The sequence below is a fragment of the Streptomyces misionensis genome (genome assembly GCF_007896895.1).
Taxonomy (GTDB): domain Bacteria; phylum Actinomycetota; class Actinomycetes; order Streptomycetales; family Streptomycetaceae; genus Streptomyces; species Streptomyces misionensis_A.
The window spans coordinates 15,182-40,591 of sequence record NZ_VOGW01000055.1 but is presented as its reverse complement, the minus strand read 5'-3'; the positions used below and the strand labels follow the sequence as shown (position 1 = coordinate 40,591).

The following is a 25,410-nucleotide window of genomic DNA, read 5'->3' as shown; positions in this document are numbered from 1 at the left end:
AACGGTGCCCCGGAGCCCTTCACGCCTGCCCCCGGTCGGTCGCGTCAGCCAGCCGCCCTTGGCTCAACCGCAGCACTCGGTCAGCTCGTTCCGCCACCGATGCGTCATGGGTCACGACCAGCAGGCCGCAGCCGCGTCGTCGGGGAGCGTCGAACAGCACGTCGGCGACCTGGTCGCGGGCCTGCTCGTCCAGTGCCCCCGTCGGCTCGTCCGCCAGCAGCAGGGATGGCTGGGACATCAAGGCCCGTGCCACGGCGGTGCGTTGACGCTCGCCACCGGACAGGTCAGCGGTGAGCGCACCGTCGACCGGCACACCGAGCCCGGCCAGCAGTTCCCGCCCCCGGCTGAACGCCTCGCCCCGGTTCTCGCCGGCCAGCAACGCGGGCAGGGCCACGTTCTCGACGGGCGACAGCTCCGGCAGCAGCTCACCGAACTGGAACACCATGCCCATGTGCCGCTGCCGCCACCGCGCCAGCTTCCCGCCCGGCAGCGCGGCGACGTCCTCACCGGCCACCAGGATCCGGCCCGCGGGCGCCCGGACGAGTCCCAGGATCAGCGAGAGCAGAGTGCTCTTACCGGACCCGGACGGCCCTGTCACCGCAACCGACTCCCCCTTGCACACGGTCAGTTCCAGCGCGGACAGCAGCTTGCGTCCACCGATCTCGTAATCAAGCCCACTGATACACAACGGGACTAGCCGACCCGAAGGGGCGTCTGATGTGGGCTTAACCAGCCTTGGCACGGCGCCGTCCACGACGTCCGGGCCACGCGCGAGCACGGCATCATCGAGGCACTTACCGAGGCCGGCATCACCTGCTGGGCAGACAAGGGCTACCAGGGTGCAGGCGGCACGGTCCGTGTCCCTTACCGCGGCCGATGGGACAGCCTCTCCACCGGCCGGCAGGCCGTCAACCGGTCCCACGGGAAGATCCGTGCGCTGGTCGAGCAGGCCATCGCCACTCTCAAGTCCTGGCGCCTCCTCCGTAAACTCCGCTGCTCGACGACCCGGATCACGAGCCTCGTCCAGGCCGTCCTTGTCCTCCAGCTCGCAGCGACGGACGGAGATCAACCCGCAGCATTCACCAGGTCCGTCAATTCGGCCTCGGTCGTCCCAGCCCGCAGACGAACGTCGAAGGTGTAACCCTCATCGCAGAACACCAGGTCAAGGTCCGTGGGTGTCAGCCTGCGGGAGACGATCGCCAACCAGATCGCGTCTTCCTCCCAGACGTCCATGTACAGGCAGGTGCCGCCCTCGTGCAGATACGCCTCCCGCGGGCCGTACTCGGTCCCGAACTCCCATATCAAACTGCGCACTTCGCCACGGTGCGTCGAGTCGATCTCGACCTCAGACCACCGAGCACGGATCGCATCTGTCAGCGCATCCCGATCGATGCGCCATCCGCCCGCATCACCCTCGACCACCACCAAGAACGTCATAGCCAGGGCCTACCAGATGTCCGTGACACAGCGCAGATCGGCGGTTGTTACCCGAAGTTGGAATGGGCTCACGGACCAACCTGGCGGCTGACGCCGATACATGGGCCAGCAAGGGCGGTTGGTGCTGGCAAGAGCCCTTCAACAGCTCACTCAGCAGCAGCACGCAACATAGACCATCATCGTCGGTTGGCCAAACCGGCAATTGACCAGACCATGGAACCCTCAACGCGCGGCCCACTGACAAGGTCACGGCGGCGGTTGCAGAGCGGACCACCGGACTCTTGAGGGGCTATGACACCGCAGTTCATGAGCGTGCGCCAAACGGCAGAATACCTGAACGTGTCCATTTCCTGGATCTACAAGAATGCCGCCGAGTCCGGACTCGCCTCTTACCGGTTTGGAGGAGGACCTAACGCCAAGATTCGATTCAAGATATCTGATGTCGAAGCGTGGCTTAAGCAACAACGCGCACTGTAGAGCAACCGAGGTGCCGACTCGGACTGACGAGCTGGCCCGTGTGACTACAGACACCATGAAACATACGATCGGAAACTATTCTTCTGTGTCTCGTTCGTTGATTCGCGGGATGGGCTCGTTCTTCAAGATGTGCGAGCATCCGCGGTCTCGGTGGTCGAAGTGCCCCCACCCCTACAAGATCCGATACCGCTCGGCGCGCGGAAAACAGGTGCAGGAGTCAGGTTTTGCAACCCAGGACCAGGCCGTCGGACGTTTGACGGAGGTATACAATGAGAAGAAGGCCGCCGGCCCGCAAACCCAGGCCAAGGCGGAGCGGCTCGCGACCTACGGGGCGATGCGGTTCAGGGAGTACGCGAGCGAGTGGAAGGCCGGCCAGCGGGACCTGGGGCCAGCCTCGGCAAGGCATCTGGAATCCCTACTGCAGCACCACCTCTTTCCCGTGCTGGGCAGCCGGCGGATGAACACCTTCGATCACAAGGTCGTTGACAGCTTCATCCAGACCATGGAGCGCAACGGCATCGGCCTGGCAACCCAGTCCAACGCCTTCGACAAACTCAAAGCGGTCCTGCTTGACGCCCACCGGTTGGGCCTGTTCGACGAGAGTCCACTAAGGGGTGTCAAGGCGCCACAGTACGACCCCGAGCGCGCAGTCATTCCCTCACTGGAGCAGCTGCGGCGGATACGAGTGGCCGGCGATGACCGCTTCTTGCTGATCGCGGACTTGATGAGTGGCTGTGGTCTGCGCAATGGCGAGGCTGCTGCGGTGAACCTGCGCAACATCGTGGCCGACGACGTGTACCGGGTCACGGAACAGGTCAACCAGACCACCGGCCAGTACGGTCCGCTCAAGCACCGGAAGCCGAACGAGTACCGCGACGTGCCCCTGCCAGCTAGGGTCAGGGAGACGATCGAGTGGTATGCCGACAAGCACGGCACCCTCAACGGCTACCTGCTGCGACACCCGAACGATCCGTCCCGGACGTTCCCGCACTACTGTCTCAGCAACCAGTGGCAGCGCATCAAGAAAAGGGCCCAGGCTCACATTCCCCCAGGGATGGTGATCTACGGCTTCCGGCACTTCTTCGCTTCCAACTGCCTCACCCACGGCATACCCATCACCGACGTGGCTGAGTGGATGGGACACAAAAATATTGCCATCACCTTCAAGATCTATCGGCACCTTATGCCCGGCTCGGTCAGCGCAGCCTCGAAAGTCCTCAACCTGGGGCTCGCTTCGTAGCAGCCAACCCCGGCAGGAGCGGACCAGCGATCCGACTGATCCGCGACCGCAACGGCCTGGCGCTCTCGCCGCTCGGTCCCGAACACCCAGAGCAGCCAAGCGCTCGTTGCGCTGCGGAGGCTCCATGAAGCGCTTGCATCACAGGTTCGGCCACGCCTGGGGCCCAGGCGGCAGGCGTGGCCGAGAGGCTCGACGCAGTGGCCAAGCCGTCCAGTGCCGCTGATGGTGTCAATGGCCGGAGGTGCCGACGAGGTTACCGCGATCGCGCGGCGTCCGAGGTCGACAACCGCGCCCCCTGGCTCAATGCAGCAAGATTGAGGTTGAGGACTCTCGCCGCCTTGTTGATCGATCCGGGCATGAGGTGTCGGTAGATCTTGAACGTGACGTCGAGACTCTTGTGCCCCATCCACTCAGCCACGTCGGTGATCGGAATGCCGTTGCTCAGGCAGTTCGACGCGAAGAAGTGGCGGTTCCCATAGAGCACCATCCCCTCGGGGATGTCCACCTTGCCGGACGCCCTGATCCGTCGCCATTGGTTGTCCATACCCCAGTGCGGATACGGCTTGCTGGGGTCGGTCGGCTGACGCAGCAAGTAGCCATCGATCGTGCCGTACATCTCGGCATACCATTCGATGGTCTCCCTGACCCGAGCGGGTAGCGGAACATCGCGGTACTCCCCCGCCTTCCGATGCTTGAGAGGGCCGTACTGACGAGTGGACATGACGACCTGCTCGGTGACGCGATACACGTCGTCAGCCACGATGTTGTTGACGTTCACCGCCGCCGCCTCGCCGTTGCGGAGGCCACAGCCGCTCATCAGGTCGACGATCAGCATGAGCGCGTGATCACCTGCGGTGCGTATCGCACGAAGTTGTTCGGGAGACGGGATCACGGCTCGCTTGGGGTCGTACTGTGGCGGCTTGACGCCGGCCACCGGGTTGTCGGTGAAGACACCGAGCCGGTGTGCATCGAGAAGGATCGCGCGCAGTTTGTCGAAGGCGTTGGCCTGGGTGGCCAGACCCGCACCGTTGCGTTCCATGAGGCGGATGAAGCCGTCAACCACCTTGTGGTCGAAGGAGTGCATCCGTCGGCTGGCGAGCGCCGGATAGAGATGGTGCTCCAGGAGGGAGTCGAGGTGTCGCACCGACGCGGCAGCCAGGTGCCGTTGCCCGGCCTTCCACTCCTCGACGTACTCCTCGAACCTCATCGACCCGTACTTCTGGATGCGCTCCGCCTTCGACCGAGACCGCGGTCCCGCCTTCTTCTCGTTGTAGATCTCCGTCAAACGCCCAATGGCCTTGTCGCGGTCAGCGAACCCCGACTCCTCCACCTGCTTGCCGGCCGCCGACCGGTACCGGATCTTGTAGGGGTGGGAGCATTTTGACCACCGAGACCGCGGGTGCTCGCACTCCTTGAAGAACGAGCCCATCCCCCGAACCAACGAATCCCGCGCCACGGCCGACCGACTCCTCGCGACTGATGCTGACCTTTTGCTGACCAGGAGCAGTCGCGCAGGCCGTTGACCTGCGAAAACAGCGACGGAATTCGATATGTGGTGGAACTTCGTCGCCCGCACCCAGGAAGAGATCGAACAGGCCCGCGAGGACTGGACGAGTGGGTCGGGATTCGGAGAGGTGAAGGGGTACGACGGGGCTCCGCTGCGCGCACCACAGCTGCCGGAGGTACCGCTGAAACCGCGCGGAAGGGTGCGTTGACCTGGGGAAACTGTGACTTGTGGGCCAAGGCGTTCGAGACGTTCTCTCTGACGAGTCATCAGCACATGGTGAAGCGGTGTGATCGCTCCTTGGAGCGCGGCCGGCGGAGAGATCATCTGCGTCGCTTTGTCGGCTGATGCCGCCCCCGGAGCCGATCAGCCTTCGGGGCCAGTCGTCGTAGGCCGGCCGCTCGGGCAGTTGTGGGAACCAAACAGCTTCAGGAGTCGCTTGTAGCAGCAGAGGGTGGCTGCGAGTCCGAGGAAGGCCAGGTGGTTGCCTGGCTGACGCACGTAGCGGTGGTTGAGACGTCGGTAGCCGGTCAGCCACGACATCGTGCGCTCGATCACCCAGCGGCGGCGGCCCAGCCGCTCGCTGGACGCTCTGGCGGGTCTGCTCCACCGCGTCGACTCCGGCCTCCGCTTCCGGAGGCGGCCGTCCTTCGGGCCGTCGCGGAACGGCCGGGGGTGCGACCTCGAGGCGGCTGGCACGGCGACGACGTACGGTCCGGGGCGGGAGCCCAGGCGCTCCGCTCGCCGCGCGGCGCGGACCCGGGCGGTCAGAGCGTCGGCGGCGAGACGGGTCCGCTCGTACCGGGTTGCCGTGCGGCTGTGGGTCAGCGGGTGCAGCACGGCCTGGTCCTCGGTGTCGTTCGCGTACAGGGCGCGCAGGTCGGCGGTCATCCTCCGGCCGCGCCCGACGGGGCGGGTGTGGCCGTCGACGGCCGCCTGCACGATCCGTTCGTCCAGGCCGGGCTGGTGGGGGCGGCCGCGCAGGGCGTAGGCGAGGTGGCGGCGGGCTTCGGCGAGCAGGTGGTGGCGTGCGAAGGTGCCGTGCATCGCGTAGACCACGGCGACGGTGTCCACGGCGGCCAGGGCGATGTCGACCACCGGCCGCACCCGTGCCCACACCGCCGCGGCCGCCGCCCGCGCCCGCTCCGCGAGCCGGTAGACGGTGCAGGCGCCGAACGCCCGGATCGCGGAGGTGCGCCATCGCGTCCGCACCTCGGTCAGCGACAGCAGCTCGGTGCGCTTGGCCGGGCGGGTCTGGTCGGCGAGAGCTCAACGCCGACCTGGGCCAGGAGGTGGTGTCCGCTTCCCGCGTCACGCATGAGGAGGGGGTGTCCGGCTCGCTGCCGGACACCCCCTCCTCAGGTGCTCTCGCCGTTACAGGTCACTTCTTGGCGCTGGTGAGCCACAGTCCCAGCGCCGATCCGACGAAGACGACGCCGGTACCGACTCCGGCCAGGACCCTCATGGTGCCGGTGTAGTGGGCGAAGGTGCTGACGTAGACCGCCGCCACCGTGGAGACGAAGAGCAGCAGCCAGAGCACGGGCTTCACCAGGGGTTCCTCCTGTTGTGCGCCCCGGCGGCCGGATGGGCGGCCGGGTTGGGATCTCTTACGCCGTCCACCCTCTCCCTGCGCCCCCGGTCGGCACATCGGACCGACCTCCCGGACCTGAGGTGTAGCCAGCTACACCCGTGCGCGACGCAGGTCAGGCGTTCAGGTAGGCGAGCACCGCGCGGACCCGGCGGCTGCCGCTGTCGCTCGGCGGCAGATTCAGCTTGGCGAGGATGCTGCCGATGTGCTTGCTGACGGAACGTTCGGTGATGAACAGGGTCGCGGCGATCGTGGGGTTGTCCAGTCCCTGCGCCATCAACCCGAGGACTTCCCGTTCCCGGGGGGACAGCGTGTCGAGCGGGTCCTTTCGGCTCATCAGCTGGGAGACGACCTCGGGGTCCAGCGCCGTTCCGCCCGCGGCGATGCGCTCCAGCGCGTCCTGGAATTCTTCGATATGGCCCACACGGTCCTTGAGCAGGTAGCCGATCCCCGAGGCGCCCTGTCCGAGCAGTTCGGCGGCGTAGCTCTCCTCGACGTACTGGGAGAGCACCAGGAGCGGCAGGCCGGGAATGAGTTTGCGGGCCTCTATGGCGGCACGCAGCCCCTCGTCGCGGAATCCGGGCGGTAGCCGGACGTCCAGCACGGCCACGTCCGGCCGGTGTTCCAGCAGGGCGGGGACAATCTCGGGCCCGCTTCCCACGACGGCCACGATCTCATGCCCGACGTCCTCCAGGAGCAGAATCAGCCCTTCGCGGAGAAGGACGTTGTCCTCCGCGATCACGATCCGCACGGCAGTACCACCTCAATTGTCGTTCCGGAACCGACAGGGCTGTCGATCCTCGTTGTACCGTCCAGGGCGGCGACCCGTCGACGTATCCCGGCAAGTCCGCTGCCCGAGGCGGAGCCGGGTGCGGCCCCGCCGCACCCGTCGTCCCGCACGACGACGCACAGCATGGGACCGTCGTACCGGAGCGACACCTGAGCACGGCTCGCGTTGCTGTGCCGGGCGATGTTGGTCAGCGCCTCGGCGACGACGAAGTAGGCGGCCGCCTCGACGGCGGCGGGGGGACGGCGGTCGGTCTCAGGCAGATCCAGGGTGGTGGGAATCGGCCGGCCTGCGGCCAAGGAGCGGATGGCTCCGTTCAGTCCCCGGTCGGAGAGGATCGGCGGGTGGATGCCGCGGATGACGGTGCGCAGTTGGACAAGTGCTTCGTCCACGGTGGTCCTAGCCTCGAGCACCATTTTCCTGGAACTCTGGGGGTCCTTGTCGAAGCGACGGTCGGCCAGGGCCAGACGCATGGCCACCGCCACGAGTTGTGCCTGGGTGCCGTCGTGGAGGTCGCGCTCGATCCGGCGGAGTTCCGCCTCGTGGGCCTGGAGGGCTCCCGCGCGCGAGGCGGTCAGTTCCTCGATCCGCCGGCCGGCGCCGGTCCAGGTGCCGAGCAAGATCTCGGCGATCCACGTCTCCAGCTTCACGGCGGCGGGGGCCAGCCAGAAGAAGAGGACGCTCAGGACCCAGGCACACACCGCGGACAGGACGATCGCCTGCATCCAGGTGGTGAGGGGCGCCGCGAGGAGGGTGAGGGTTCCGCCGGGAAGGGTCCACCACCACAGCGGAATGGAGATCGTCAGCAGCAGACTGAACAGCACTCCCAGGACGAGGACGGGAAGGACGAGCCCCACGGTGCCGTGAACCAGCATCCATGTCACGTCCTTGCGGGTACCCGGGAACCGCAGCAGTTGGAGCGTGCGCTGGTAGGCATTGCCTTCGGGCACCGGGTAGGGCCGGCGCACGGGGCGGCCGAGAATGCGTTCGGCGCGTCGGCGTTCGGCATCGGTCAAGGCGCGCAACGGCTGGACCGCCCACGGCAGGATCGGCGCGAAGAGCGATGCGAAGCAGACCAGCGGCAACAGGCAGTAACCGGCCAGCGAAGGCAGCGCGGTAGTCAGGCCACCCAGCAGGTATCGCGTGGATCGTAGGCTGTGGAGTGCTCTTGCCTTCAGGTCCATGGAGCAAGACGGTACTTCACGCGTCTTCCCTTGTCACAGGTGTGCGCTACACCTGGCAGGTGGAGCCTGCTACACCCCCGGTTCGGGAGAGAGACCGCTGCCGTCCGCCCGGTTTGCGCGATTACTTTCGGTACTCGTTCTGACCGATCGAGGGAACCGAAGGACCCATCATGCAACCGATGACGACGACCCGGGCCACACCGTTCGCCGTGTCACTGGAGGAGGTCACCCGGTCCTACGGCGAGGTGACCGCGCTGGACCGGGTCAGCTGGGGGTTCCGCAAGGGCAGTCTCACAGCGATCATGGGGCCGTCCGGATCGGGCAAGAGCACCTTCCTTCACTGCGCCTCCGGCCTCGACCGGCCCAGCAGCGGAACGGTGCGGCTCGGGGATCTGGACATGGGCGGGCTCGGCGAGACGCAGTTGACCCGGCTGCGCCGTGAACGGATCGGGTTCGTCTTCCAGGGCTACAACCTGATGCCCTCGATGGATGTCGAGCGCAACATCACCCTCCCGCTGTCGCTCGGCGGCCGCCAGGTGGACAGGCGTTGGCTGGACGAAGTCGTCCACCGGGTGGGGATGGCCGACCACTTGGACCGGCTTCCGGCACTTCTGTCCGGCGGCCAGCAGCAGCGTGTGGCGGTCGCCCGGGCGCTTGTCACCCGCCCGGAGATCGTCTTCGCCGACGAGCCGACCGCCGCGCTCGATCCGAAGTCGGCCGAGCACGTCCTGAAACTGCTGCGCGACGCGGTCGACGAGATGGGGCAGACGGTCGTGCTGGTCACTCACGACCCGATGGCGGCGGCCTGGGCCGACAGCGTCGTCTTCCTGAGCGGGGGCAGCGTCGTCGACGAGCTCACGGCTCCCTCCACCGCAGCCGTCCTGGCCCGTTGGGGCACGCTGTGAGGCGTGGGATCGCCGCCGGAGTGGCGGCGGCACTGTTGTGCGCGGCCGCGTTGACGGGCGCGTTCGGGGTCCTGCTGGAGTCCGCGCTACGGGCGCACGGATCGGTCGACCGCTATGAGCGCGCCGTGGCCGTCGTCGCCGCGAGCCAGCGCGTCGAAACCGTCCGGGACGACCAGACCGATGCCAGGCCACTGGTGGAACGGGCCCGGGTACCGGTATCGGTGGCGGACCGGGTACGCAAAGTACCGGGCGTCACCGAGGTGGTCGCGGACGTCTCCTTGCCGGTGGTCACCGCCGACGGGGCCGTGCGGACCGGCCGCGGCTGGGACGCGACCGCACTCACCGCTGTCGCATTGCGCGCCGGCCGGGCCCCGCGGGCGGAACACGAGGTCGCGGTGGACTCCGGCAGCGGCAGGGCCGTCGGTGACACCATCCGCCTGCAGGCCGGCGGCGGGGCGCCGGAGCCCTACCGGGTCACCGGTCTGGTGGCCGGCCGGTCCGCCGCGGGCCACGACGTCTGGTTCGGCCAGCGCACGGCACAGGCTCTCAGCGGCCGCCCCGGGCACGCGGACGCGCTGGTCGTGCTCGGCACGAAGGAGACATCCGCCCCGTCGCTGCGGGCAGCCGCCCCCGGTCTCGTCGTCGCGACCGGCGCGGACCGCGGCGACGTCGAGAACCCGGAGGTGGCGGCGGCACGACTCGACCTGATCGGCATCTGTGCGTCGATCGGCGGTGTCGCCCTCCTGGTGGTGCTGCTGATCGTGACCGGTCTCCTGGACGTGTCCGTACGGGACCGGACCCGCGAGCTCGCCGTCCTGCGCGCCATCGGTGCCACCCCCCGGCAGGTCCGCCGGGTGATCGTCCGCGAGACACTCAAGGTCGCGGTACCGGCTTCGCTCCTGGGCGGTCTGCTGTCGCTGGGGCTCGGCACTCTGCTGCACCGCTTCATGGCCGAACAGGGCGCCCTGCCTCCGGGGTTGGGGCTCGCTCTGGGACCATTGCCCGTCATCGGTGCCCTGGTGCTCGCGGTCCTCACCGCAGTCGGTTCCGCCTGGCTCGCGGCCCGACGCGTCTCCGGGATCCGGCCGGCCAAGGCCTTGAGCGAGACCTCCACCGAACCGACCCGGCTACCGCGCTGGCGCATGGTCACCGGCCTGGTGTTCCTGGTCGTCGGTCTCGGTTCGGCCGCCACCGCGTTCGCGTTCGGCGGGCAGGTGGCGACCGCGGCCATGGGCGGACTCGTGCTCTCCCTCATCTGGGCCGCGGCTCTGCTGGGCCCCTGGATCGCCCGAGCGGGCATCGTCGTCCTCGGACCGATCATGCGTCTGCTGTCCCCGGTCTCGGGGCGGCTTGCCACCGACACGGCGACAGCCGCGGCCGTGCGACTCGCATCGGTCATCACGCCGATCGCGCTCGCGCTCTCCTTCGGCGCCAGCCAGCTGTTCGTGCAGACCACCGCGGTCAACGCCACTCGGACACAGGCGGCTGCGGGGTTGCGCGCGGACCACGTCCTCGTCTCGGACGGGCCGGGCGTACCCCGGGCCATGTACCAGGAAGTGAAGAAGACGGCCGGGCCGGGCACCGTGACCGCGGTGAAGCGCACCCTCGTGGTGATGTCGGTCGCGGACCAGCTCCAGTCCCTGCCCGCCCAAGGGCTGCAGGGCGCGCTGTCGAACCTGGACCCGGGCGTGAAGGCGGGCTCGATGAAGGGCCTGCGCGGCAAGAACACGGTCGCGCTCAGTTCGAACGTCGCCGGCCCGGCCGATGTCGGTTCGACCGTGTCTCTCTGGCTCGGCGACGGGACCCGGATCCACCCCGAGGTGGTAGCCGTCTACCACCGGGGCCAGGGTTTCGGGGATGTCCTGCTGCCTCACGATGTGGTCGCCGGCCACGTCACCGACGCGGGCCACGACGACTACCTCCTGGTGAAGGGAGAAGCCGATCTGCGACCGGTGCTCGACCGCTTCCCCGGGACCCGTGCCACGTCCGCCGGACAGTACAGTGCGGCTCTCACCGAGAAAGCCCGCCAGGAAAGCGTGCCCGGGCTGATCGCGGTCGCGGCGATCTCCCTGTTCACCCTGATCGGCGTCACGACCACACTGGCCATCGCCACCGCGTCGCGCCGTCGTGAACTGGCTCTGCTCCGGCTCATCGGCGCAACCCGGGGCCAGGTTCTGGCCATGCTGCGGCTGGAGACCTGCCTCGTCCTCGGTACGGGGGCCGTCGTCGGCTCCCTGGTCGCGGCGGTGACGCTGCTGACCTTCGGCGGCGCGGTGACCGGTCTGTCCGCGCTGTCGGTGTCCCCCTCGGTCTGCGCGGCCGTACTCGGCACGGTGTTCCTCTCCGGCACGGCAGCCGTCATGCTGCCCGCCCGCCGGCTGCTGCACCGCCGAAAGTCTCCTCGCATCACGTAGCGGAACGGGGTCCCGCCTCTCCCGTGCTCCCCGTCCTCGAGCGGGGAGCACGGGAGGAGGGCCGTTCCTTCCTGCGCCGCGACCAACAGGCCGAGCCACCGGCAGGCCCGTCACACCACGACCACTTCTCCCTGACCCACTGATGTTGTTCCCTCCCGACAGGAGTTGTTCCATGCCCGCACGTGTATCGCCGAGGTTCCGTTCCGCTCTTTCGCGAGGCGGCCGACGTAAGACCCTGCTGGCCGTGACCGTGCTCACCGCGGCCGTCATGACCACCGGCGCACTGTTCCCGCCCGCGGCCTCCGCCGCCAAGCCGGACACCGTCCAAAGCAGCCTCAACGCCCTGGTGGCCGACGACCGGATACCCTCCGCGTCGGCGAGCGTCACGGACCGCAAGGGCCGCATACGTCACTACACCGCAGGCGTCGGCGACCTCAAGACCGGGGCGAAGGTACCCAAGGACGGCCAGGTACGGGCCGGCAGCAACACCAAGGCCTTCACGGCCGTCGTCGCCCTGCAACTGGTCGCCGAGAAGAAGATCGCCCTCGACGCCCCCGTCGACACCTACCTGCCCGGCCTGCTGCGCGGCGAAGGCATCGACGGACGCCACATCACCATCCGCCAACTCCTCCAGCACACCAGCGGCCTGCCCGAATACCTGGACAAGGGCGCGATCCTCAAGGATCCACAGAGGTACTACGAGCCGCGCGAGCTCCTCGACAGCGCACTCGCACAGAAGGCCCACTTCTCCCCGGGCGCGAAATGGGAGTACAACAACACGAACTACCTGGTCGCGGGCCTGATCATCCAGAAGGTCACCGGCCGCCCGCTGGGCGAGGAGATCAACCGGCGCGTCGTCAACCGCATCGGACTGCGCCACACCTACTTCCCCACTCCCGGAGAGACGACCATCCGTGAACCCCACGCCAAGGGCTACCACCGGGACACGGCCGACTCGCCCTGGCGCGATGTCACCGAACTCGACCCGTCCTGGGGCTGGGCCGCGGGTGCGATGCTCTCCACCAACAGCGACCTCAACCGCTTCTACACCGCCCTCCTCGACGGCAAGCTCCTTCCCCCGGCCCAGCTCGCTCAGATGCGCACCACCGTTCCCGCAGGCGCCCCGGGTGTCCGTTATGGACTGGGCCTGATGAGCACGCCGTTGCCGTGCGGCGGCGTCTACTGGGGCCATGGCGGCACCATTCCGGGATACGCCACCTTGGGAGGTGTCACGGAGGACGGTCGTGCGGTCAACATCGCACTGACCGCCATGCCGGGCGACAGCGCCACCGAACAGCACGCGCAGACCGCCGTCGAAACGACCCTGTGCCGCTGAAAGCCGCACTGACCCGACAAGGCCGCCGCTCCCGCGCCGCGGCCGCAGACGCCCGATGAGGGCGGGTCGGGCCGGTGGGCGGGCCCCTGCCGCCATCGGCGCTTGACGGTGTGGGTCGCCGCTCCCGCGAGCGGCGACCCACACCCCGGCGGGCCCGTGCTCACGAGCGTTCGCCAGGCCGCCGTCACCGAGGGCGCGCACCCGACTCCCTCTTCGCTTGCTCTCCACTGTCACGACAGGAGTTGTTCCATGCCCGCACGTGTATCGCCGAGGTTCCGTTCCGCTCTTTCGCGAGGCGGCCGACGTAAGACCCTGCTGGCCGTGACCGTGCTCACCGCGGCCGTCATGACCACCGGCGCACTGTTCCCGCCCGCGGCCTCCGCCGCCAAGCCGGACACCGTCCAAAGCAGCCTCAACGCCCTGGTGGCCGACGACCGGATACCCTCCGCGTCGGCGAGCGTCACGGACCGCAAGGGCCGCATACGTCACTACACCGCAGGCGTCGGCGACCTCAAGACCGGGGCGAAGGTACCCAAGGACGGCCAGGTACGGGCCGGCAGCAACACCAAGGCCTTCACGGCCGTCGTCGCCCTGCAACTGGTCGCCGAGAAGAAGATCGCCCTCGACGCCCCCGTCGACACCTACCTGCCCGGCCTGCTGCGCGGCGAAGGCATCGACGGACGCCACATCACCATCCGCCAACTCCTCCAGCACACCAGCGGCCTGCCCGAATACCTGGAGTCCCCCGTCTTCGCGGACTTTCCCGCCGTCCGGTACCGGTACTTCGAACCACGCGACCTGATCGACGGCGCCCTCGCGCAGAAGGCCCACTTCTCCCCGGGCGCGAAGTGGGAGTACAGCAACACGAACTACCTGGTCGCGGGCCTGATCATCCAGAAGGTCACCGGCCGCCCTGTGGGCGAGGAGATCAAGCGGCGCATCATCGACCGCATCGGACTGCGCCACACCTACTTCCCCACTCCCGGAGAGACGACCATCCGTGAACCCCACCCCAAGGGCTATGAACGGGAAACGGACGACGGACCTCTGATCGACTACACCGCCATGGACATGTCCATGGCGTGGTCTGCGGGTGCTCTGGTTTCCACCAACAGCGACCTCAACCGCTTCTACACCGCCCTCCTCGGCGGCAAGCTCCTTCCCCCGGCCCAGCTCACCCAGATGCGCACCACCGTCCCCGCAGAGGCACGCGGCCCCGGCGTCCGCTACGGACTGGGCCTGACCAGCACGCCGCTGTCATGCGGCGGCGTCTACTGGGGCCACGGCGGAACCGCCCTGGGATACCGGACACGAGGAGGCGTCACAGAGGACGGACGTGCCGCCGACGTCGCGGTGACCACCACCCCGACGGATGCGGCCTCCCAGCGGGTGGAGGCCGCCGTCGACACGGCGCTGTGCCGCTGATCCAGGCAGAGACAGGCGGGAAGACGGCCCGCGGGGTCGCCGACGCGTTCCGGCGGCCCCGCCCCGCCCCCGTTGCACGGCCCTGTCGGGGAGCCCCGGGTGATCGAGCCGCGCCGCTCTGTCCACGCCCGTCGTGTCCGGGGGATGCGGCCGGACACGCTCCGGGCGATCGGCCGCATTCCCGAACCGGTGAGCGGCACAATCACACGCCGGGGCGGTCGAGTTGAACTTCACCGGCACGAGCACGTACCACCGCGGCAACAGGGTCCCTGGGCTTATGTCGGCCGTCACTCGTACGCGCCGACAGCTCGAATTCGGGACTCTCGCGGATCGACAGATAGGTCGCCATCTGGCAACTCGCCACTCTGCGAAGTCCCTCACCTCGCCTGACATGGAACGAAACAGCGTCCGTTCCGCAGGCACGGACGCGCACGCCGCGACTGGTGCCGTCCAGGCCGACGACACCGGCGCCGCCCGCGAGTTCGCCGGCACCGAACCGCGAATACCGAACTAATCGCCGACGTCGCCACCCGGATCGTCGTCCCGGTCACCGCGCTGCCCGGCGCGGACACGGGCGAGCCGTGCGAGGACACCTTCGCCCTGGAGGCCCTGGGGCGCGTCTTCGTGACCTCGCTGCGGAACTGGGCGCGGGCCGGGCCGGACGCGGTGGAGGGCATCGCCCGCGCCATCATCGACTTCGCCGCGCAGTTCCTCACCGACGACCACGAGGACGTCGCCGACACCCTGCGCCAGCTGGAGGCCGTCGGCGTGGGCCAGGCCCTCGATGCGCACCTCGCCCGGGCCGGCTCAGCGGTCGCGCAGGTCGTTGACCTGCAGAAACAGCGGCGTAGTGCGATATGCGGTGGAACTTCGTCGCCCGCACCCAGGAAGAGATCGAACAGGCCCGCGAGGACTGGACGAGTGGGTCGGGACTCGGAGAGGGTGAAGGGGTACGACGGGGCTCCGCTGCCTGCGCCGGAGCTGCCGACGGTGCCGCTGAAGGCGCGCGGGCGAGTGCGATGAACCGGCGTTTTACGCCGGTCATGGTCGCGCCGCCGTCACCGGCGAGTGCCTTGACCACCACCTTGCGGTCAACCCGGGGATCTTCACCTTCCAGGCCTGACCGAAGCCGCCGGCACGACGGGGGCCGTGGAGGCCGGAGAACCGGGCAGGCGTGGGCGAAGGCGTTCGGGGCGGCGATGGGCGTGAGGCCTGCTGCGGCCGCGGACCACGCAGGGAGATCCGCCGGTCAGACACCTCCGATGCGGCTCTGCGCCGCCGGCACCACTTTGCCGATCGTGGTGGCGAGCGCGGCTCCGAGGACACTGACGCCTACCAGGGGCAGCCAGACCGAGGCCGGCCCGTTGGACAGCAACCCGGAGAGCGCGGCCGGGGCGACCGCTCCCGCGACAGTCACGGCGAGCTGGTTGAGGGCCAAGTACCGGCCGCGGAGAGCGTCTGGGGCGCTCTCCGCGGCGACCGTCGACGTGATGGGGCCGCCGAGGATTTCACCGAAGGTGTAACTGCCCGCGCCGAGCAACACGACGCCGACCGCGAGTGCGGGCGCAGGCACGCGGACGGCGGCGAGGAAGAGGAGGTAGCCGACCGCGAAGCAGGCGTGTCCGGCGACGAGGACGCGGCTGCGGATCCGCCCGCCGAGCCACCCGACGACGATGCCCTGCCCGAAGCCGACCATCAGCGTGTTGAGCGTGAAGACCGCGCCGGCGGTCCAGCCAGGCAGTTTCAGCACGTCCACGGCGTAGACCGGGATCGCGATGTTGAGGACGAACAACGAGATCGCGAAACACAGTTGATGCGCGACCAGTGACAGGTACCGCCGGTCCCGGAGCACGCGCCCCCAGCCGCCGGCAGCGTCCTGGCCCGCCTCGGGACGGACATTCGGCACGGCCCGCATCAGAACGAACGCGGCGACATAGGACAAGGCGTTGACGACCACGATCGCGGCGTAGGCGCCGTGCGTGCCGATGGTGACGGCGACGGCGGAGAGGAGCCCGCCGAGTGCGTAGCCGAGGTTGCGTACCGAGCCCAGAAGACCGAACCAGCGCTCGCGTTGGCCGGGCGCGGCCAGCGCCGTGACGGTCACGCCGTAGCAGCTGAAGAACACTGCCCGCCCGGCGCTGTTCAACCAGGCGCAGATGGCGATCTGCCATGTCTGGCCCACGACGAGATACCCGGCGAAGCCGAGCGCCTGGGCCAGGTTCGCCGCCTGCAGCACCGGCTTGGCGCCGTACCGGTCGACCAGTCCTCCGACCAGAGGTCCCGCTGGGAGCGCCAGCAGCCCGGCCGTCGTCAGTGCCGCGCCTATCTGCACCAGCGTCAGCGACGTCGCGGCCAGGAAATACAGCATCGAAACGGGGACGAAGACACCGGTGCCGAGCGAGTCGATGACGATCGCTGCGACGAAACGGCCGTGCCGAGCTATCGAGGGACGGACCGTGCAATCGGAAATAGACACAACCCGGAAGGTATAAATTCTATACCAGTATCTACAACGCTACCGGGAGTCGTGCATGGGTAAGGCCTACAACATCATGGCCGCGACCTGTCCCAGTCGCACCGTTCTGCACCGGATCGGGGCACGCTGGACGGTGTTCATCGTCAACGCGCTGGACAACAGGCCGATGCGATTCACCGAACTCAAGGCGCACATCCGGGGGATCACACCGAAGGCGCTCACCGAGACGCTTCGCGCGATGGAGTACGACGGCCTGATCTCCCGCACCGAGATTCCCGCGCATCCCCCGCATGTCGAATACGCCCTCACCGACCTCGGCCGGTCACTGCTGACACCGCTACGTGCCGTCCGGGAATGGGCCGAGAGCCACGTCCCCGACATCGAGCGCGCCCGCGCACAAGCCGACGCGCGACGGTGACCCCGTTCGCCGAGCCGACCACCGGTGGCAGGCTTGCACGGTGGCCTGACGGCGTCGGCGCCGAGCGGTCCGGCGGAACGCGTGCTCGCGGTCACGGGTGGGTGGCGGCAGGACGAAGGGCCGTGGGAGGCGTACGAGTTCAAGGCAGGTCAGCGGGACGAGACGGGTCGGCCGCCCGGTGGTGGCGGGTGTCTCGGTAGCCGGCACAGACGGTGAGCAGGACGGCGTGCAAGCGGGGCCCTACGCCGGCCTCGGTCCGGTCGCGCGGCCGTCCGCCCCGGCGTCGTGGAGCGGGATGGCTCACCCGAGGCCGATGGAGAGGGGGAAGGCTCACAGGCTTCCGGGGCGGAGGCTGGTGATCATCTCCACCAGGCGGATCACCGCCGGGTCGGCGTCGGGGCGGTGGACGGCGTACACGGTGGTGTCCAGATAGTCCGCGTGTCCCCGGAGCGGGATGAAGCTCACGCCGGCGACGGCGAGGTCCTGCAGGCCGTCGGGCAGCAGGCTCACGCACAGACCCGCGGCGACGTAGCTGAACAGGCCGCTGAGATCGTCGGCGACCGCCACTCCTCGGGGGCTGAATCCGCTCTGGCGGCAAGCGAGTTGGAGTTGCTCGGCGATGACGGGCAGTGCGGTCGGGTCGGGGAGCACGAAGTCCTCGTCCCGCAGTTCCGCCAGGTCGATCTCGTCGGAGTCGGCCAGCCGGTGACCGTGCGGCACCGCGGCGCCGATCCGCTCGGTGGCGATGACCCTGTTGACGAGATCGTCGGAGAGCCGCGCCGGGTCGCGCAGGAAGCCGAGGTCGAGCGCCCCGGTGCGGACCAGGTCGACCACGCCTCCCGAGGAGCCGTGCTGGAGGTGCACCCGGAGGCCGGGCAGTTGCTGGGCCGCCGCGCGCAGCATCGTGGGGAGGTAGAGGTGGCTGAGCAGGCTGACGTATCCGACCCGGACATCCCCTTCCAGGCCGGCGGCGACCCGCTGGGCACGCGCGACCGCGGCGGTCTGCAGGTCGAGCAGCCGCTGTGCGTCGGCGGCGAACACCTTCCCGGCCGCGGTCAGCCGCACGCCGCCCGGGCCGCGGTCCAGCAGGCGCGCGCCCACTGCCCGCTCCAGGCGCTGGATCGACTGGCTGAGCGGCGGCTGGCTCATGCCGAGCTGTTCGGCGGCCCGGCCGAAGTGCCTCTCCTGCGCCACGACGAGGAACTGCTCCAGCAGTCGGCGGGACAGGTTGATATCGCCGTCCATATTGCTCATGACGTAATCATATATTGGACAGACATATGTCCCCGGGTGTCGACTGGGTCCTGGAACAGCCCGCCGGAGCGCGGTACCTGTTCGACCGATCTCAGCTCAGCCGAGCGGCCCCTTCAGCCGCTGCCTCCTCTCATGGAAGGGGAAGCGGGCGGCGGGCCGGGCCCGAGCTGATTCCTCTCCGTCATTTCCGTGGGGTGATTTGCGTGGCAGTCGTGACGATCGTCGGCGGCGGCGTCATCGGTGTCTCTTGGGCGCGCCTGTTCGGCGCGGCCGGCTGGGAGGTCCGCATCAGCGACCCGAGGCCCGACCTGGGGGAGCTGGTGGCGCGTGAGCTGGCGGGTCTGCCGGTGACGGCGACCGACGACCTGGCCGCCGCGGTGACCGGAGCGGACTTCGTGCAGGAAGCCGGGCCGGAGCGGATGGAGGCCAAGGAGCAGATCTTCGCCACCTTGGCCGCGCACACCCGTGACGACGTGGTGCTGGCGTCGTCCTCGTCGTCCCTGCTGCCGTCGGCGATCGGCGAGGGCAACGCCGCGGCGGACCGGATCGTGATCGGCCACCCGTTCAACCCGCCGGAGCTGATGCCGCTGGTGGAGGTGGTGCCGGGACCGCGGACCTCCGCTGGCACGGTCGACCGGGCGGTCGAGGTCTACCGTGAGCTCGGCAAGCTGCCGATCCGGCTGAGGAAGGAGATCCCGGGTTTCGTCGGCAACCGCCTGCAGAAGGTCTTCAACGACCAGTGCTTCTACCTGGTGCAGCAGGGCGTGATCGGCGTGAAGGACCTCGATGACCTGGTCCGGGCCTCGCTGGGTCTGCGTTGGGCCACGATCGGGCCGTTCGAGAGCGGTGTCCTCGGCGGTGGGCCCGAGGGGATGCGCCATCTGCTGGCGCACGTCGGCTCCCAGATGACCTTCGAGACCGGCAGCCCGGACCCGGCCCGGCTGGGCGAGGTCCTCGACGCGGTCGAACAGGCCTACGGCACCGGCGAGTCGGCCTATGAGCGCCTGGTCGCACTGCGCGACGCGCGCACCCGCTCCGTCCTCGAGCCGCTCGGCTGGCCGGAGCCCCCGGCTGTGGACGATCACCAGCAGTGATCGCGGCTCCGCTGCGGGCGGAGCGCGGACGGGCCGAGAAGGGTCGAGAAGGGTCGAGAAGGGTCGAGAAAAAGAACCACGATGTCGAAGGAACTGCTTGCGCTGCAGGTCATACCCGGACGAATAGTGCGGGTGAGCATCCCGGACGGCCAGGTGCACACCTTCCTCGACGATGCCGGCGCAGCCCCGGACGGCATCGTCGTGGAGTCCCGAACTGCCCACGGTGCGGCGTTGTCAGTCCTGCGGGAACGGCGGGCCGGAGGGGCAACTTACGTTGGCCCACGCAGCCGAGGTACTTCGAGAACCGGCCCAACCATCCGACGCCGCAGCACACTCCACCGTCAGACTCCTCGGGCAGGTGGAAGCAGCGGCGGCGAAGGACGACAAGGAACGCGAGGAGAAAGACCTCGAAGCGCTTCACCTGTCCGGAGCCCGGGCCGTATGCCACGGCAGCGACGTGTCCGGCAGGCTCGGGGGCCATGGCCGCCCACTGCGAACCGGGCGACGCCACCCTGGCGGCGGCCGCGCTGCGCGAGGCGACCCGTGCGGCGCCGCGCCAGCTCCTGCGGTCCGCTTCAGACGCTGCGGCTGCACCCGCAGGCCGGCCTGGGAGACAGCGTTCGCCAGGACATCAGAGCGGCGATGGCCGATGACGCGCCGGCCAGTGTGACGACCAGCGCGGGGGCCGCGACTTCGCCCAGCGCTCCTCCGGCTGCGGTGGCCAGGCCCTGCAACGTCATCGTGCCGGTCAGCAGCAGGCCGAATGCTTGACCGCGCTGGGTCTCGGGCACCGCGTCGAGGAACCTGTGGGCCAGTGCGAGCTGGTAGGCGACGCCGAAACCGGACACGGCCAGCAGGATGGCGGCGTATGCCGGTGCCGGGTGCAGCGCGAACCCCAGCAGCGGCAGTCCGAGCGCGAGCGCGAGGGGGCGGGCCAGACGCTCCCGGGCCGCGGGGCGCACCAGGCGGCCGACGACCAGGTTGCCCGTGAACATCCCGGCGGCGACCGCTGCGAACAGCAGACCGGCCGTGTCAGGCGCGCCGATCCGGGCGGCGTAGGGAACCAGCACGCCCTCGGCGCCGACCACCAGCGCCGGTGCGAGCCATTGTGCCAGCAGCAGCGCCCGGACCGCGGGCCGGCGCAGCAGCACCCTGTTCACCTGCCAGGTCTCGCTGATACCGGCCGAGGCGCCGGTGCGGCGGCGTGGGTGGTGGGACAGGCGCAGTCGCAGCAGGCCTGCCGAGGCCAGGCAGGTCGCGGCGGTGACCCAGAGCGCACCTGACGCGCCGACAGCGGCGATCAGCATGCCGCCGGCGGCGAAGCCGAGCACCTGCGTGCCGCCGGCCGCCATGGAGAAGACGGCACGGCCGAGCACGTAGCGGTCGCCGTCCAGCAGGTCGGGCAGAAGGGCGGTGCGTGAGGCGGAGGCGACGGCGCTGGGCAAACCCGTGACGAACACCAGTGCCAGCATGGCCGGTACGGGCAGCAGACCGGCGGCGAGCAGGACGCTGACCGCGGTGCGCAGCATCTCGTAGCCGATCAGGACGGTGCGCGGGGGCCAGCGGTCGGCGAAGGCCAGCAGCAGCGTGCCGCCCAGGGCATAGGGCAGGAAGCCTGCCGCATACGCCAGCGCCGACATCAGCGGCGATCCGGTTGCCGCGTAGACGGTCACGGACAGGGCGAGCATCCGCACCGTCTCGCCGATCAGGAAGAGCGTGTAGCTGCCGAACAGCACGCGGAACTGGCCCACAGCGAACACCTCGCGGTAGGTGGCCGGGCGTGCCGCGACGGGCGTGGTGGTCATGGCGGACAGCATCACGGCAGCCCGGCCACGGTGACTATGCTTTCGTGTGGAGGCAAAACATGCTGGCCATCGAGGTGGGACCCGTCGACGTGGCGCGTACCCGCTTCGCGATCTCGCCGCTGGGCGAGGCGATGCAGGCGCTGCGCGTCGCAGCCGGCGTGCAGGCCGCCGGCCCGCTCCGGCCGTGGGCCGAGCGCATCGCGCCCCGGTACGAGCGGCTGCGCCGGCAGGTGCCCGCGGTCGGGGCGCTGACGACGCTGTTCCGCCGCGGCCGCTACAACGCCGACTTCATCCATCCGCCGCCGTCGGGCCCCGATGGCGACTTCGCCGCCGAGCTGGCCGCTGTGCGCGCCACGTCCCTGCGCCGTGCGCGCCTGGAACTGGCCCGCAACCTGGCGGGACTACCAACGCCCCCACGCCACGTGCAGCGCGTCCTCGACGCACCGGACGTGGTGACCCGACTCGCCGACGCACTCGAAGCGAGCTGGCACGCGCTGGTCGAACCGGACTGGCCGCGGCTGCGCACGGTGCTGGAGCGTGACCTGGTTCGCCGCGCCGGGCACCTCGCGATGTACGGCTGGGCGGCGGCACTGTCCGATCTCGACCCGCGGGTGAGCTGGTGCTCCCAGGGGCAGGCCGGGACCATCGAGGTGCGCACGGGCTCGCCCGCCGAACGGCACCGGCACCAACTGGCCGGCAAGGGCCTGCTCTTGATGCCCACGGTGTACGGCACCCTGATCAGCTACGTCGAACCGCCATGGCCCTACGCCCTGGTCTACCCCGCCCGGGGCATCGCGGACCTGCTCGGCCCAGTGCCACGTACACCGGACGGCGAGGCCCTGGGCCGACTGGTCGGCCCACGCCGCGCGGACGTGCTGCGCGCGTTGAGCGTGCCCGCGACAACGACCCAACTGGTCGCCCGACTCGGCCTGAGCCTAGGCACCGTCGGAAGCCACCTGGCGGTGCTGCGCGACGCCGGCCTCGTCACCCGCACCCGCACCGGCCGGACCGTCCGCTACGAGCACACTCCACTGGGCGCGGCCCTGGCGAACAAGCCGACCGCCTTCGGGACGGATCGGATGGTTCAGGGGACGTAGCCCATGTGCAGAGCCACCCGGAGCGGCCCTTGGCGGGGCAGGTGGGCCGCACGGTGGCGTTCAGTGGCCGGAGAGCCGTACGACAGTGCCCGTCCCGAGCGGGTGGAGCAGGGTCCCGCCCCGGGCCGGCTTACCAAGACTGGTCGTGCCCGCGTAGCCTCCGGCCCTTGCCGACCCACCCACCCAGGACAAGGGCGAACAGGAGCGGCCCGGGCCGGATGGGAACGGTGCGGCCGTCAGTGGTAGGCGTGCACGACGGCATGTCCCTTGCCGCGGCCGATCATCCACCGGTTCACCGGAGTGGTCACGATGAAGGCCAGAGCGAGCGATCCGGCGAGCGAGACCCAGAACAGAGGCTGGGACAGTCCCGCGTCCATGGCACCGGGCACCCCGACCATGACGGTGTTGTCGATCAGTTCCATCACCACGATGGACACCGTGTCCGCGGCCAGAGCGACCTTCAGTGCCTGGCGGACCGGCAGCCCGGCGCGCAGCACGCCCCGCATGGTCAGCGCGTAGCCGAAGACGAAAGCCAGCGCGATCGAGACGACGACGGTGGCCGTATTGTGCAGCCCGGCGGCGGTACCGATCACCATGCCGAGGACTTCGCCGATCGCGCAGCCGGTCAGGCAGTGCAGCGTCGCCTGCGCGGCCATGCGCCACGAAGTACCGGCGCCATGGTGAGCATGGTGCACGTGCTCGTGCTGCCGATGTGCGGTGTGGTCCATCGTCGGCCTCCCCTTGTCGGATCAGGTATCCCGCACCAACCTTGTACCCCCCGGGGGTATTCCTGAACGATGGAGGAAGGCTGCACCACGGGTGTCGCGGGCCCTCCCGGGGTTCCCGAAGGCCTCACCGGCAGCGCAGGCTCGGGGCGGCGCCTGCCCGGCTCCTGGTCGTGGTCGTCCTACGGCTCCGACCGGGCCGACTACCTCGCTGCACGGGCTGAGGACGACGCCCGCAAGAGCCGTCAGGTCACTTTGCGCGAATCACGCCGAACGCCGAGCCCGCGACACGCGTACCACGGTTCCCCGCGGTCAGTCGATGCATCGCATGTGGGTCACCGCAGGTCGGTTCCCGGCCCGGCGATGGCGGCACAGTCAGCGGCAGGATCCGTCCGGCAGCACGCTGTCCGGGGCGGGCCGGGGCGGCGATCGATCACTCGTCCGCCCCGGCCCAGGGATCAGATGGCGGTCAGGATGGCGCGCAGCCGCTCGTCCTCGCGGATGATGTTGTTCGCGACGCCTGAGTCGACGATGCGCCGGTCCTGCTCGGCGAGTTCGGCGACGCGCAGGCGCTGGTGGGTGCTCAGGGCGGTGGCACCGAGGGCTTGGAGGGCCTCGCAGGCGCCGGAGACGTCCGCTCCGGTTTCGGCGGAGTGGAGGGCCGCCTCGGCGAGTTGGCCGAGGTCGGCGACGTCGGGGTCGGTGACGGCTGCCCGCAGGGCGGGGAGCAGTCCGGCGGCCGTCGCGCCCAGGGTGGCGGCGGCCTGGGCGGCCTCGGCGACCTCGCGCGGACCGGCGGCGAGCCCGGCGCACTGGCCGGGGACGGTTGGCGATCGGCGCCGCGTCATCGCCGTGGCCGACAGGGCACCGAGTCGCTGAGCGGACGCGCGCCAAACACTCCATCGTTCACGCGCTCCTGGCCGCCGGCCACAGCAAACGGTCCATCGCCCGGCAACTCGGCATGGGTCTCGATGCGGAGATCAGAGGGCCAGGCGGCGGATCGCGACCGCGGCCGCGTCGTCTTCGAGGTGTCCGTGGACGTGGGCCAGCAGGTCGTCGTGGAGAGCGCGCAGGAGCTCGTCGGGGTCGTCCTTCGCCCACGCGGGCGCCCGTTCGGTGAACGGGTAGAAGCGCCCGCCGGTGTCGCGCGCCTCGATGACGCCGTCCGTATAGAGAATAAGCAGGTCGCCGACCTCGAACGGGAACGTCTGGACGTCGTAGTCGGCGAAACCGAAGGCACCGCCGAGCCCGATCGGGAGGTGGCTCGCCTGCGGCGTGAGGGGAGTGACGTGAGTGCCGCGCAGCAGCAGCGGCGCTGGGTGGCCGCAGTTGACGAGGTGGACGACCGGCTCGTGGTCGGGGATGTCCAGCAGGATCGCGGTGGCGAAGTCCTCGTCGGCGTCCTCCTCCGACCGCGACCGCCACTGACTGGTGTCCCAGCGGAACGCGGCGTCCAGGTGAACGGCGAGGCGGGTCAGGGTGGCCTGCCGATGGGCGGCCGCGCGGAAGGCGCCGAGCAACAGGGCGGCGTTGTTGATCGAGGACAGGCCATTGCCGCGCACATCACCGATGAGGAGCCGGGTGCTGTGGTGGTCGGTTCGCGCTGCCGCGTACAGATCTCCACCCAGATCGGCTTCTTCCTCGGCGGGGATGTACAGCCCGGCGATCCGCAGCGGACCGGCGCGGGCGGGCAGTGGCTGCAGCAGCACACTCTGCGCTGCCTCCGCGACGGACCGCACCCGGTGCAGCTGGCGCTCACTGCGGCCCCGCACCACGCAGATGCCGACACAGACGGCCGAGACGACGACCAGAGCGATGATCTGAGCCTGGATGTTGGCGGAGGACAAGCTCTCTCTCAGCACACCGATCAGCACCTGCGCCGCCACGGCGAGCGCCCCCATCAGCGCCGTCACGCGGGCGCCCGCGAACGCCACGGTGATCGCAGGTGCCGCCACCAGCAGGGGACCGAGGTGAATGTGCGGCGGAGTTACGAGGTCCACCACGCAGACCGCGATGATCAGCCCCACGGGGATCACCACCAGCGCGGGCGCGTGACCCGGCTGCCAGGAACGCCGGAACACCCGCCACACTCGCAAGCCCATGCCCCAAGCTTTCCACCAACCTTCCCCTGCGGGAACGCGCCGCTCCGGAGGCCATCCGCTGCGCCTACAGCTCCCTCCTCGCACCGAAGCCCGCGCGCACGGCCACCCCCTATGACGACGCGCCCCCCTGTGACACCGGCCC

The 25,410-nt window shown here is 69.6% G+C and carries 22 protein-coding genes and 5 pseudogenes; 12 read left to right on the top strand and 15 right to left on the bottom strand.

The window, feature by feature from the left end; all coding sequences use genetic code 11:
- Positions 1–19 precede the first annotated feature (19 nt).
- A complete protein-coding gene (locus tag FRZ03_RS10080; protein ID WP_315902633.1) occupies positions 20–688 on the bottom strand; it encodes an ABC transporter ATP-binding protein in 669 nt (222 codons plus the stop codon).
- A gap of 5 nt (positions 689–693) precedes the next feature.
- On the opposite strand from FRZ03_RS10080, the pseudogene FRZ03_RS10075 reads away from it, so the two are divergent.
- Positions 694–1,060, top strand: a pseudogene (locus FRZ03_RS10075) (transposase family protein); the annotation flags it as partial.
- A gap of 5 nt (positions 1,061–1,065) precedes the next feature.
- Here FRZ03_RS10075 and FRZ03_RS10070 read toward each other — a convergent pair.
- Positions 1,066–1,437 (bottom strand): hypothetical protein, encoded by a 372-nt coding sequence (locus FRZ03_RS10070; RefSeq protein ID WP_146464805.1) that lies wholly within the window; start codon positions 1,435–1,437, stop codon positions 1,066–1,068.
- 291 nt (positions 1,438–1,728) lie between these two features.
- On the opposite strand from FRZ03_RS10070, the gene FRZ03_RS41170 reads away from it, so the two are divergent.
- A complete protein-coding gene (locus FRZ03_RS41170) occupies positions 1,729–1,914 on the top strand; it encodes an excisionase family DNA-binding protein (protein ID WP_146464804.1) in 186 nt (61 codons plus the stop codon).
- Between the two features lie 55 nt (positions 1,915–1,969).
- Positions 1,970–3,154, top strand: coding sequence for a tyrosine-type recombinase/integrase (locus tag FRZ03_RS10060; protein ID WP_261398822.1), 1,185 nt, complete (start codon positions 1,970–1,972; stop codon positions 3,152–3,154).
- 253 nt (positions 3,155–3,407) lie between these two features.
- Here FRZ03_RS10060 and FRZ03_RS10055 read toward each other — a convergent pair whose 3' ends face one another.
- A complete protein-coding gene (locus tag FRZ03_RS10055; RefSeq protein ID WP_146464864.1) occupies positions 3,408–4,583 on the bottom strand; it encodes a tyrosine-type recombinase/integrase in 1,176 nt (391 codons plus the stop codon).
- A 112-nt stretch (positions 4,584–4,695) separates the two neighbouring features.
- Between FRZ03_RS10055 and FRZ03_RS10050 the strand changes: the two are divergent.
- A pseudogene (locus tag FRZ03_RS10050) lies at positions 4,696–4,869 on the top strand (pirin-like C-terminal cupin domain-containing protein); the annotation flags it as partial.
- 221 nt (positions 4,870–5,090) lie between these two features.
- Here the strand turns inward: FRZ03_RS10050 and FRZ03_RS10045 are convergent.
- The 5 genes and pseudogenes from FRZ03_RS10045 to FRZ03_RS40195 all read right to left on the bottom strand — a co-directional run.
- Positions 5,091–5,246: pseudogene (locus FRZ03_RS10045) on the bottom strand (transposase); the annotation flags it as partial.
- Positions 5,247–5,921 (bottom strand): annotated as a pseudogene (locus tag FRZ03_RS10040) (MobF family relaxase); the annotation flags it as partial.
- 118 nt (positions 5,922–6,039) lie between these two features.
- Complete coding sequence (locus FRZ03_RS38995; protein ID WP_186785331.1) at positions 6,040–6,207, bottom strand: hypothetical protein; 168 nt, start codon at positions 6,205–6,207, stop codon at positions 6,040–6,042.
- 154 nt (positions 6,208–6,361) lie between these two features.
- Complete coding sequence (locus tag FRZ03_RS10035) at positions 6,362–6,997, bottom strand: response regulator transcription factor (RefSeq protein ID WP_146464803.1); 636 nt, start codon at positions 6,995–6,997, stop codon at positions 6,362–6,364.
- Positions 6,985–8,217, bottom strand: a complete 1,233-nt coding sequence (locus tag FRZ03_RS40195; RefSeq protein ID WP_146464802.1) for a sensor histidine kinase — start codon at positions 8,215–8,217, stop codon at positions 6,985–6,987. Before FRZ03_RS40195 ends, FRZ03_RS10035 begins: the two co-directional genes overlap by 13 nt.
- Before the next feature lie 179 nt (positions 8,218–8,396).
- On the opposite strand from FRZ03_RS40195, the gene FRZ03_RS10025 reads away from it, so the two are divergent.
- The 4 genes from FRZ03_RS10025 (at position 8,397) to FRZ03_RS10010 (ending at position 14,297) form a co-directional block, all read left to right on the top strand.
- Positions 8,397–9,122 carry an ABC transporter ATP-binding protein gene (locus FRZ03_RS10025; RefSeq protein WP_146464801.1) on the top strand — a complete coding sequence of 242 codons (726 nt, stop codon included), beginning with the start codon at positions 8,397–8,399 and terminating at the stop codon, positions 9,120–9,122.
- Entirely contained in the window at positions 9,119–11,536 is a 2,418-nt protein-coding gene (locus FRZ03_RS10020; RefSeq protein WP_146464800.1) for an ABC transporter permease, read from the top strand. Before FRZ03_RS10025 ends, FRZ03_RS10020 begins: the two co-directional genes overlap by 4 nt.
- A 235-nt stretch (positions 11,537–11,771) precedes the next feature.
- The gene (locus tag FRZ03_RS10015; RefSeq protein WP_398660070.1) at positions 11,772–12,872 is read left to right on the top strand and encodes a serine hydrolase domain-containing protein; all 1,101 of its coding nucleotides are present in this window, start codon (positions 11,772–11,774) and stop codon (positions 12,870–12,872) included.
- Positions 12,873–13,121: 249 nt separating this feature from the next.
- Complete coding sequence (locus FRZ03_RS10010) at positions 13,122–14,297, top strand: serine hydrolase domain-containing protein (RefSeq protein WP_146464798.1); 1,176 nt, start codon at positions 13,122–13,124, stop codon at positions 14,295–14,297.
- A gap of 510 nt (positions 14,298–14,807) precedes the next feature.
- Here FRZ03_RS10010 and FRZ03_RS38990 read toward each other — a convergent pair.
- Entirely contained in the window at positions 14,808–15,089 is a 282-nt protein-coding gene (locus tag FRZ03_RS38990; RefSeq protein ID WP_186785330.1) for a hypothetical protein, read from the bottom strand.
- Between the two features lie 65 nt (positions 15,090–15,154).
- Here FRZ03_RS38990 and FRZ03_RS38985 point away from each other — a divergent pair.
- Positions 15,155–15,320, top strand: a pseudogene (locus tag FRZ03_RS38985) (pirin family protein); the annotation flags it as partial.
- Positions 15,321–15,546: 226 nt separating this feature from the next.
- On the opposite strand, the gene FRZ03_RS09995 reads toward FRZ03_RS38985, so the two are convergent.
- Positions 15,547–16,773, bottom strand: a complete 1,227-nt coding sequence (locus tag FRZ03_RS09995; protein WP_261398818.1) for an MFS transporter — start codon at positions 16,771–16,773, stop codon at positions 15,547–15,549.
- 55 nt (positions 16,774–16,828) lie between these two features.
- Between FRZ03_RS09995 and FRZ03_RS09990 the strand changes: the two genes are divergently transcribed.
- Positions 16,829–17,191: a winged helix-turn-helix transcriptional regulator gene (locus tag FRZ03_RS09990; protein ID WP_146464797.1), complete on the top strand. Its 363-nt coding sequence runs from the start codon at positions 16,829–16,831 to the stop codon at positions 17,189–17,191.
- Between the two features lie 330 nt (positions 17,192–17,521).
- On the opposite strand, the gene FRZ03_RS09985 is transcribed toward FRZ03_RS09990, so the two are convergent.
- Positions 17,522–18,445, bottom strand: coding sequence for a LysR family transcriptional regulator (locus FRZ03_RS09985; RefSeq protein ID WP_261398816.1), 924 nt, complete (start codon positions 18,443–18,445; stop codon positions 17,522–17,524).
- A 203-nt stretch (positions 18,446–18,648) separates the two neighbouring features.
- Here FRZ03_RS09985 and FRZ03_RS09980 point away from each other — a divergent pair, with 203 nt between their 5' ends.
- Positions 18,649–19,539 (top strand): 3-hydroxyacyl-CoA dehydrogenase NAD-binding domain-containing protein, encoded by an 891-nt coding sequence (locus FRZ03_RS09980; protein WP_146464796.1) that lies wholly within the window; start codon positions 18,649–18,651, stop codon positions 19,537–19,539.
- A gap of 575 nt (positions 19,540–20,114) precedes the next feature.
- On the opposite strand, the gene FRZ03_RS09975 is transcribed toward FRZ03_RS09980, so the two are convergent.
- A complete protein-coding gene (locus tag FRZ03_RS09975; RefSeq protein WP_261398815.1) occupies positions 20,115–21,344 on the bottom strand; it encodes an MFS transporter in 1,230 nt (409 codons plus the stop codon).
- 59 nt (positions 21,345–21,403) lie between these two features.
- Here FRZ03_RS09975 and FRZ03_RS09970 point away from each other — a divergent pair, with 59 nt between their 5' ends.
- A complete protein-coding gene (locus FRZ03_RS09970) occupies positions 21,404–22,441 on the top strand; it encodes an ArsR/SmtB family transcription factor (protein ID WP_261398814.1) in 1,038 nt (345 codons plus the stop codon).
- A gap of 236 nt (positions 22,442–22,677) precedes the next feature.
- On the opposite strand, the gene FRZ03_RS09965 is transcribed toward FRZ03_RS09970, so the two are convergent.
- The 3 genes from FRZ03_RS09965 to FRZ03_RS09955 all read right to left on the bottom strand — a co-directional run bounded on the left by FRZ03_RS09965 (position 22,678) and on the right by FRZ03_RS09955 (position 25,268).
- Positions 22,678–23,169, bottom strand: a complete 492-nt coding sequence (locus FRZ03_RS09965) for a DUF4396 domain-containing protein (RefSeq protein ID WP_146464794.1) — start codon at positions 23,167–23,169, stop codon at positions 22,678–22,680.
- A 455-nt stretch (positions 23,170–23,624) separates the two neighbouring features.
- On the bottom strand, positions 23,625–24,014 hold the full coding sequence (locus FRZ03_RS09960) for a hypothetical protein (RefSeq protein ID WP_146464793.1): 390 nt from the start codon (positions 24,012–24,014) through the stop codon (positions 23,625–23,627).
- Between the two features lie 132 nt (positions 24,015–24,146).
- The gene (locus tag FRZ03_RS09955) at positions 24,147–25,268 is read right to left on the bottom strand and encodes a PP2C family protein-serine/threonine phosphatase (RefSeq protein WP_146464792.1); all 1,122 of its coding nucleotides are present in this window, start codon (positions 25,266–25,268) and stop codon (positions 24,147–24,149) included.
- Positions 25,269–25,410 lie beyond the last annotated feature (142 nt).

Coding starts and splice junctions, on each gene's coding strand:
- FRZ03_RS10070 (WP_146464805.1), bottom strand. CDS start 1,437: ATGACGTTCTTGGTGGTGGTCGAGGGTGATGCGGGCGGATGGCGCATC.
- FRZ03_RS41170 (WP_146464804.1), top strand. CDS start 1,729: ATGACACCGCAGTTCATGAGCGTGCGCCAAACGGCAGAATACCTGAAC.
- FRZ03_RS10060 (WP_261398822.1), top strand. CDS start 1,970: ATGAAACATACGATCGGAAACTATTCTTCTGTGTCTCGTTCGTTGATT.
- FRZ03_RS10055 (WP_146464864.1), bottom strand. CDS start 4,583: ATGGGCTCGTTCTTCAAGGAGTGCGAGCACCCGCGGTCTCGGTGGTCA.
- FRZ03_RS40195 (WP_146464802.1), bottom strand. CDS start 8,217: ATGGACCTGAAGGCAAGAGCACTCCACAGCCTACGATCCACGCGATAC.
- FRZ03_RS10025 (WP_146464801.1), top strand. CDS start 8,397: ATGACGACGACCCGGGCCACACCGTTCGCCGTGTCACTGGAGGAGGTC.
- FRZ03_RS10010 (WP_146464798.1), top strand. CDS start 13,122: ATGCCCGCACGTGTATCGCCGAGGTTCCGTTCCGCTCTTTCGCGAGGC.
- FRZ03_RS09990 (WP_146464797.1), top strand. CDS start 16,829: ATGGGTAAGGCCTACAACATCATGGCCGCGACCTGTCCCAGTCGCACC.
- FRZ03_RS09985 (WP_261398816.1), bottom strand. CDS start 18,445: ATGAGCAATATGGACGGCGATATCAACCTGTCCCGCCGACTGCTGGAG.
- FRZ03_RS09975 (WP_261398815.1), bottom strand. CDS start 21,344: ATGACCACCACGCCCGTCGCGGCACGCCCGGCCACCTACCGCGAGGTG.
- FRZ03_RS09970 (WP_261398814.1), top strand. CDS start 21,404: ATGCTGGCCATCGAGGTGGGACCCGTCGACGTGGCGCGTACCCGCTTC.
- FRZ03_RS09965 (WP_146464794.1), bottom strand. CDS start 23,169: ATGGACCACACCGCACATCGGCAGCACGAGCACGTGCACCATGCTCAC.
- FRZ03_RS09960 (WP_146464793.1), bottom strand. CDS start 24,014: ATGACGCGGCGCCGATCGCCAACCGTCCCCGGCCAGTGCGCCGGGCTC.
- FRZ03_RS09955 (WP_146464792.1), bottom strand. CDS start 25,268: ATGGGCTTGCGAGTGTGGCGGGTGTTCCGGCGTTCCTGGCAGCCGGGT.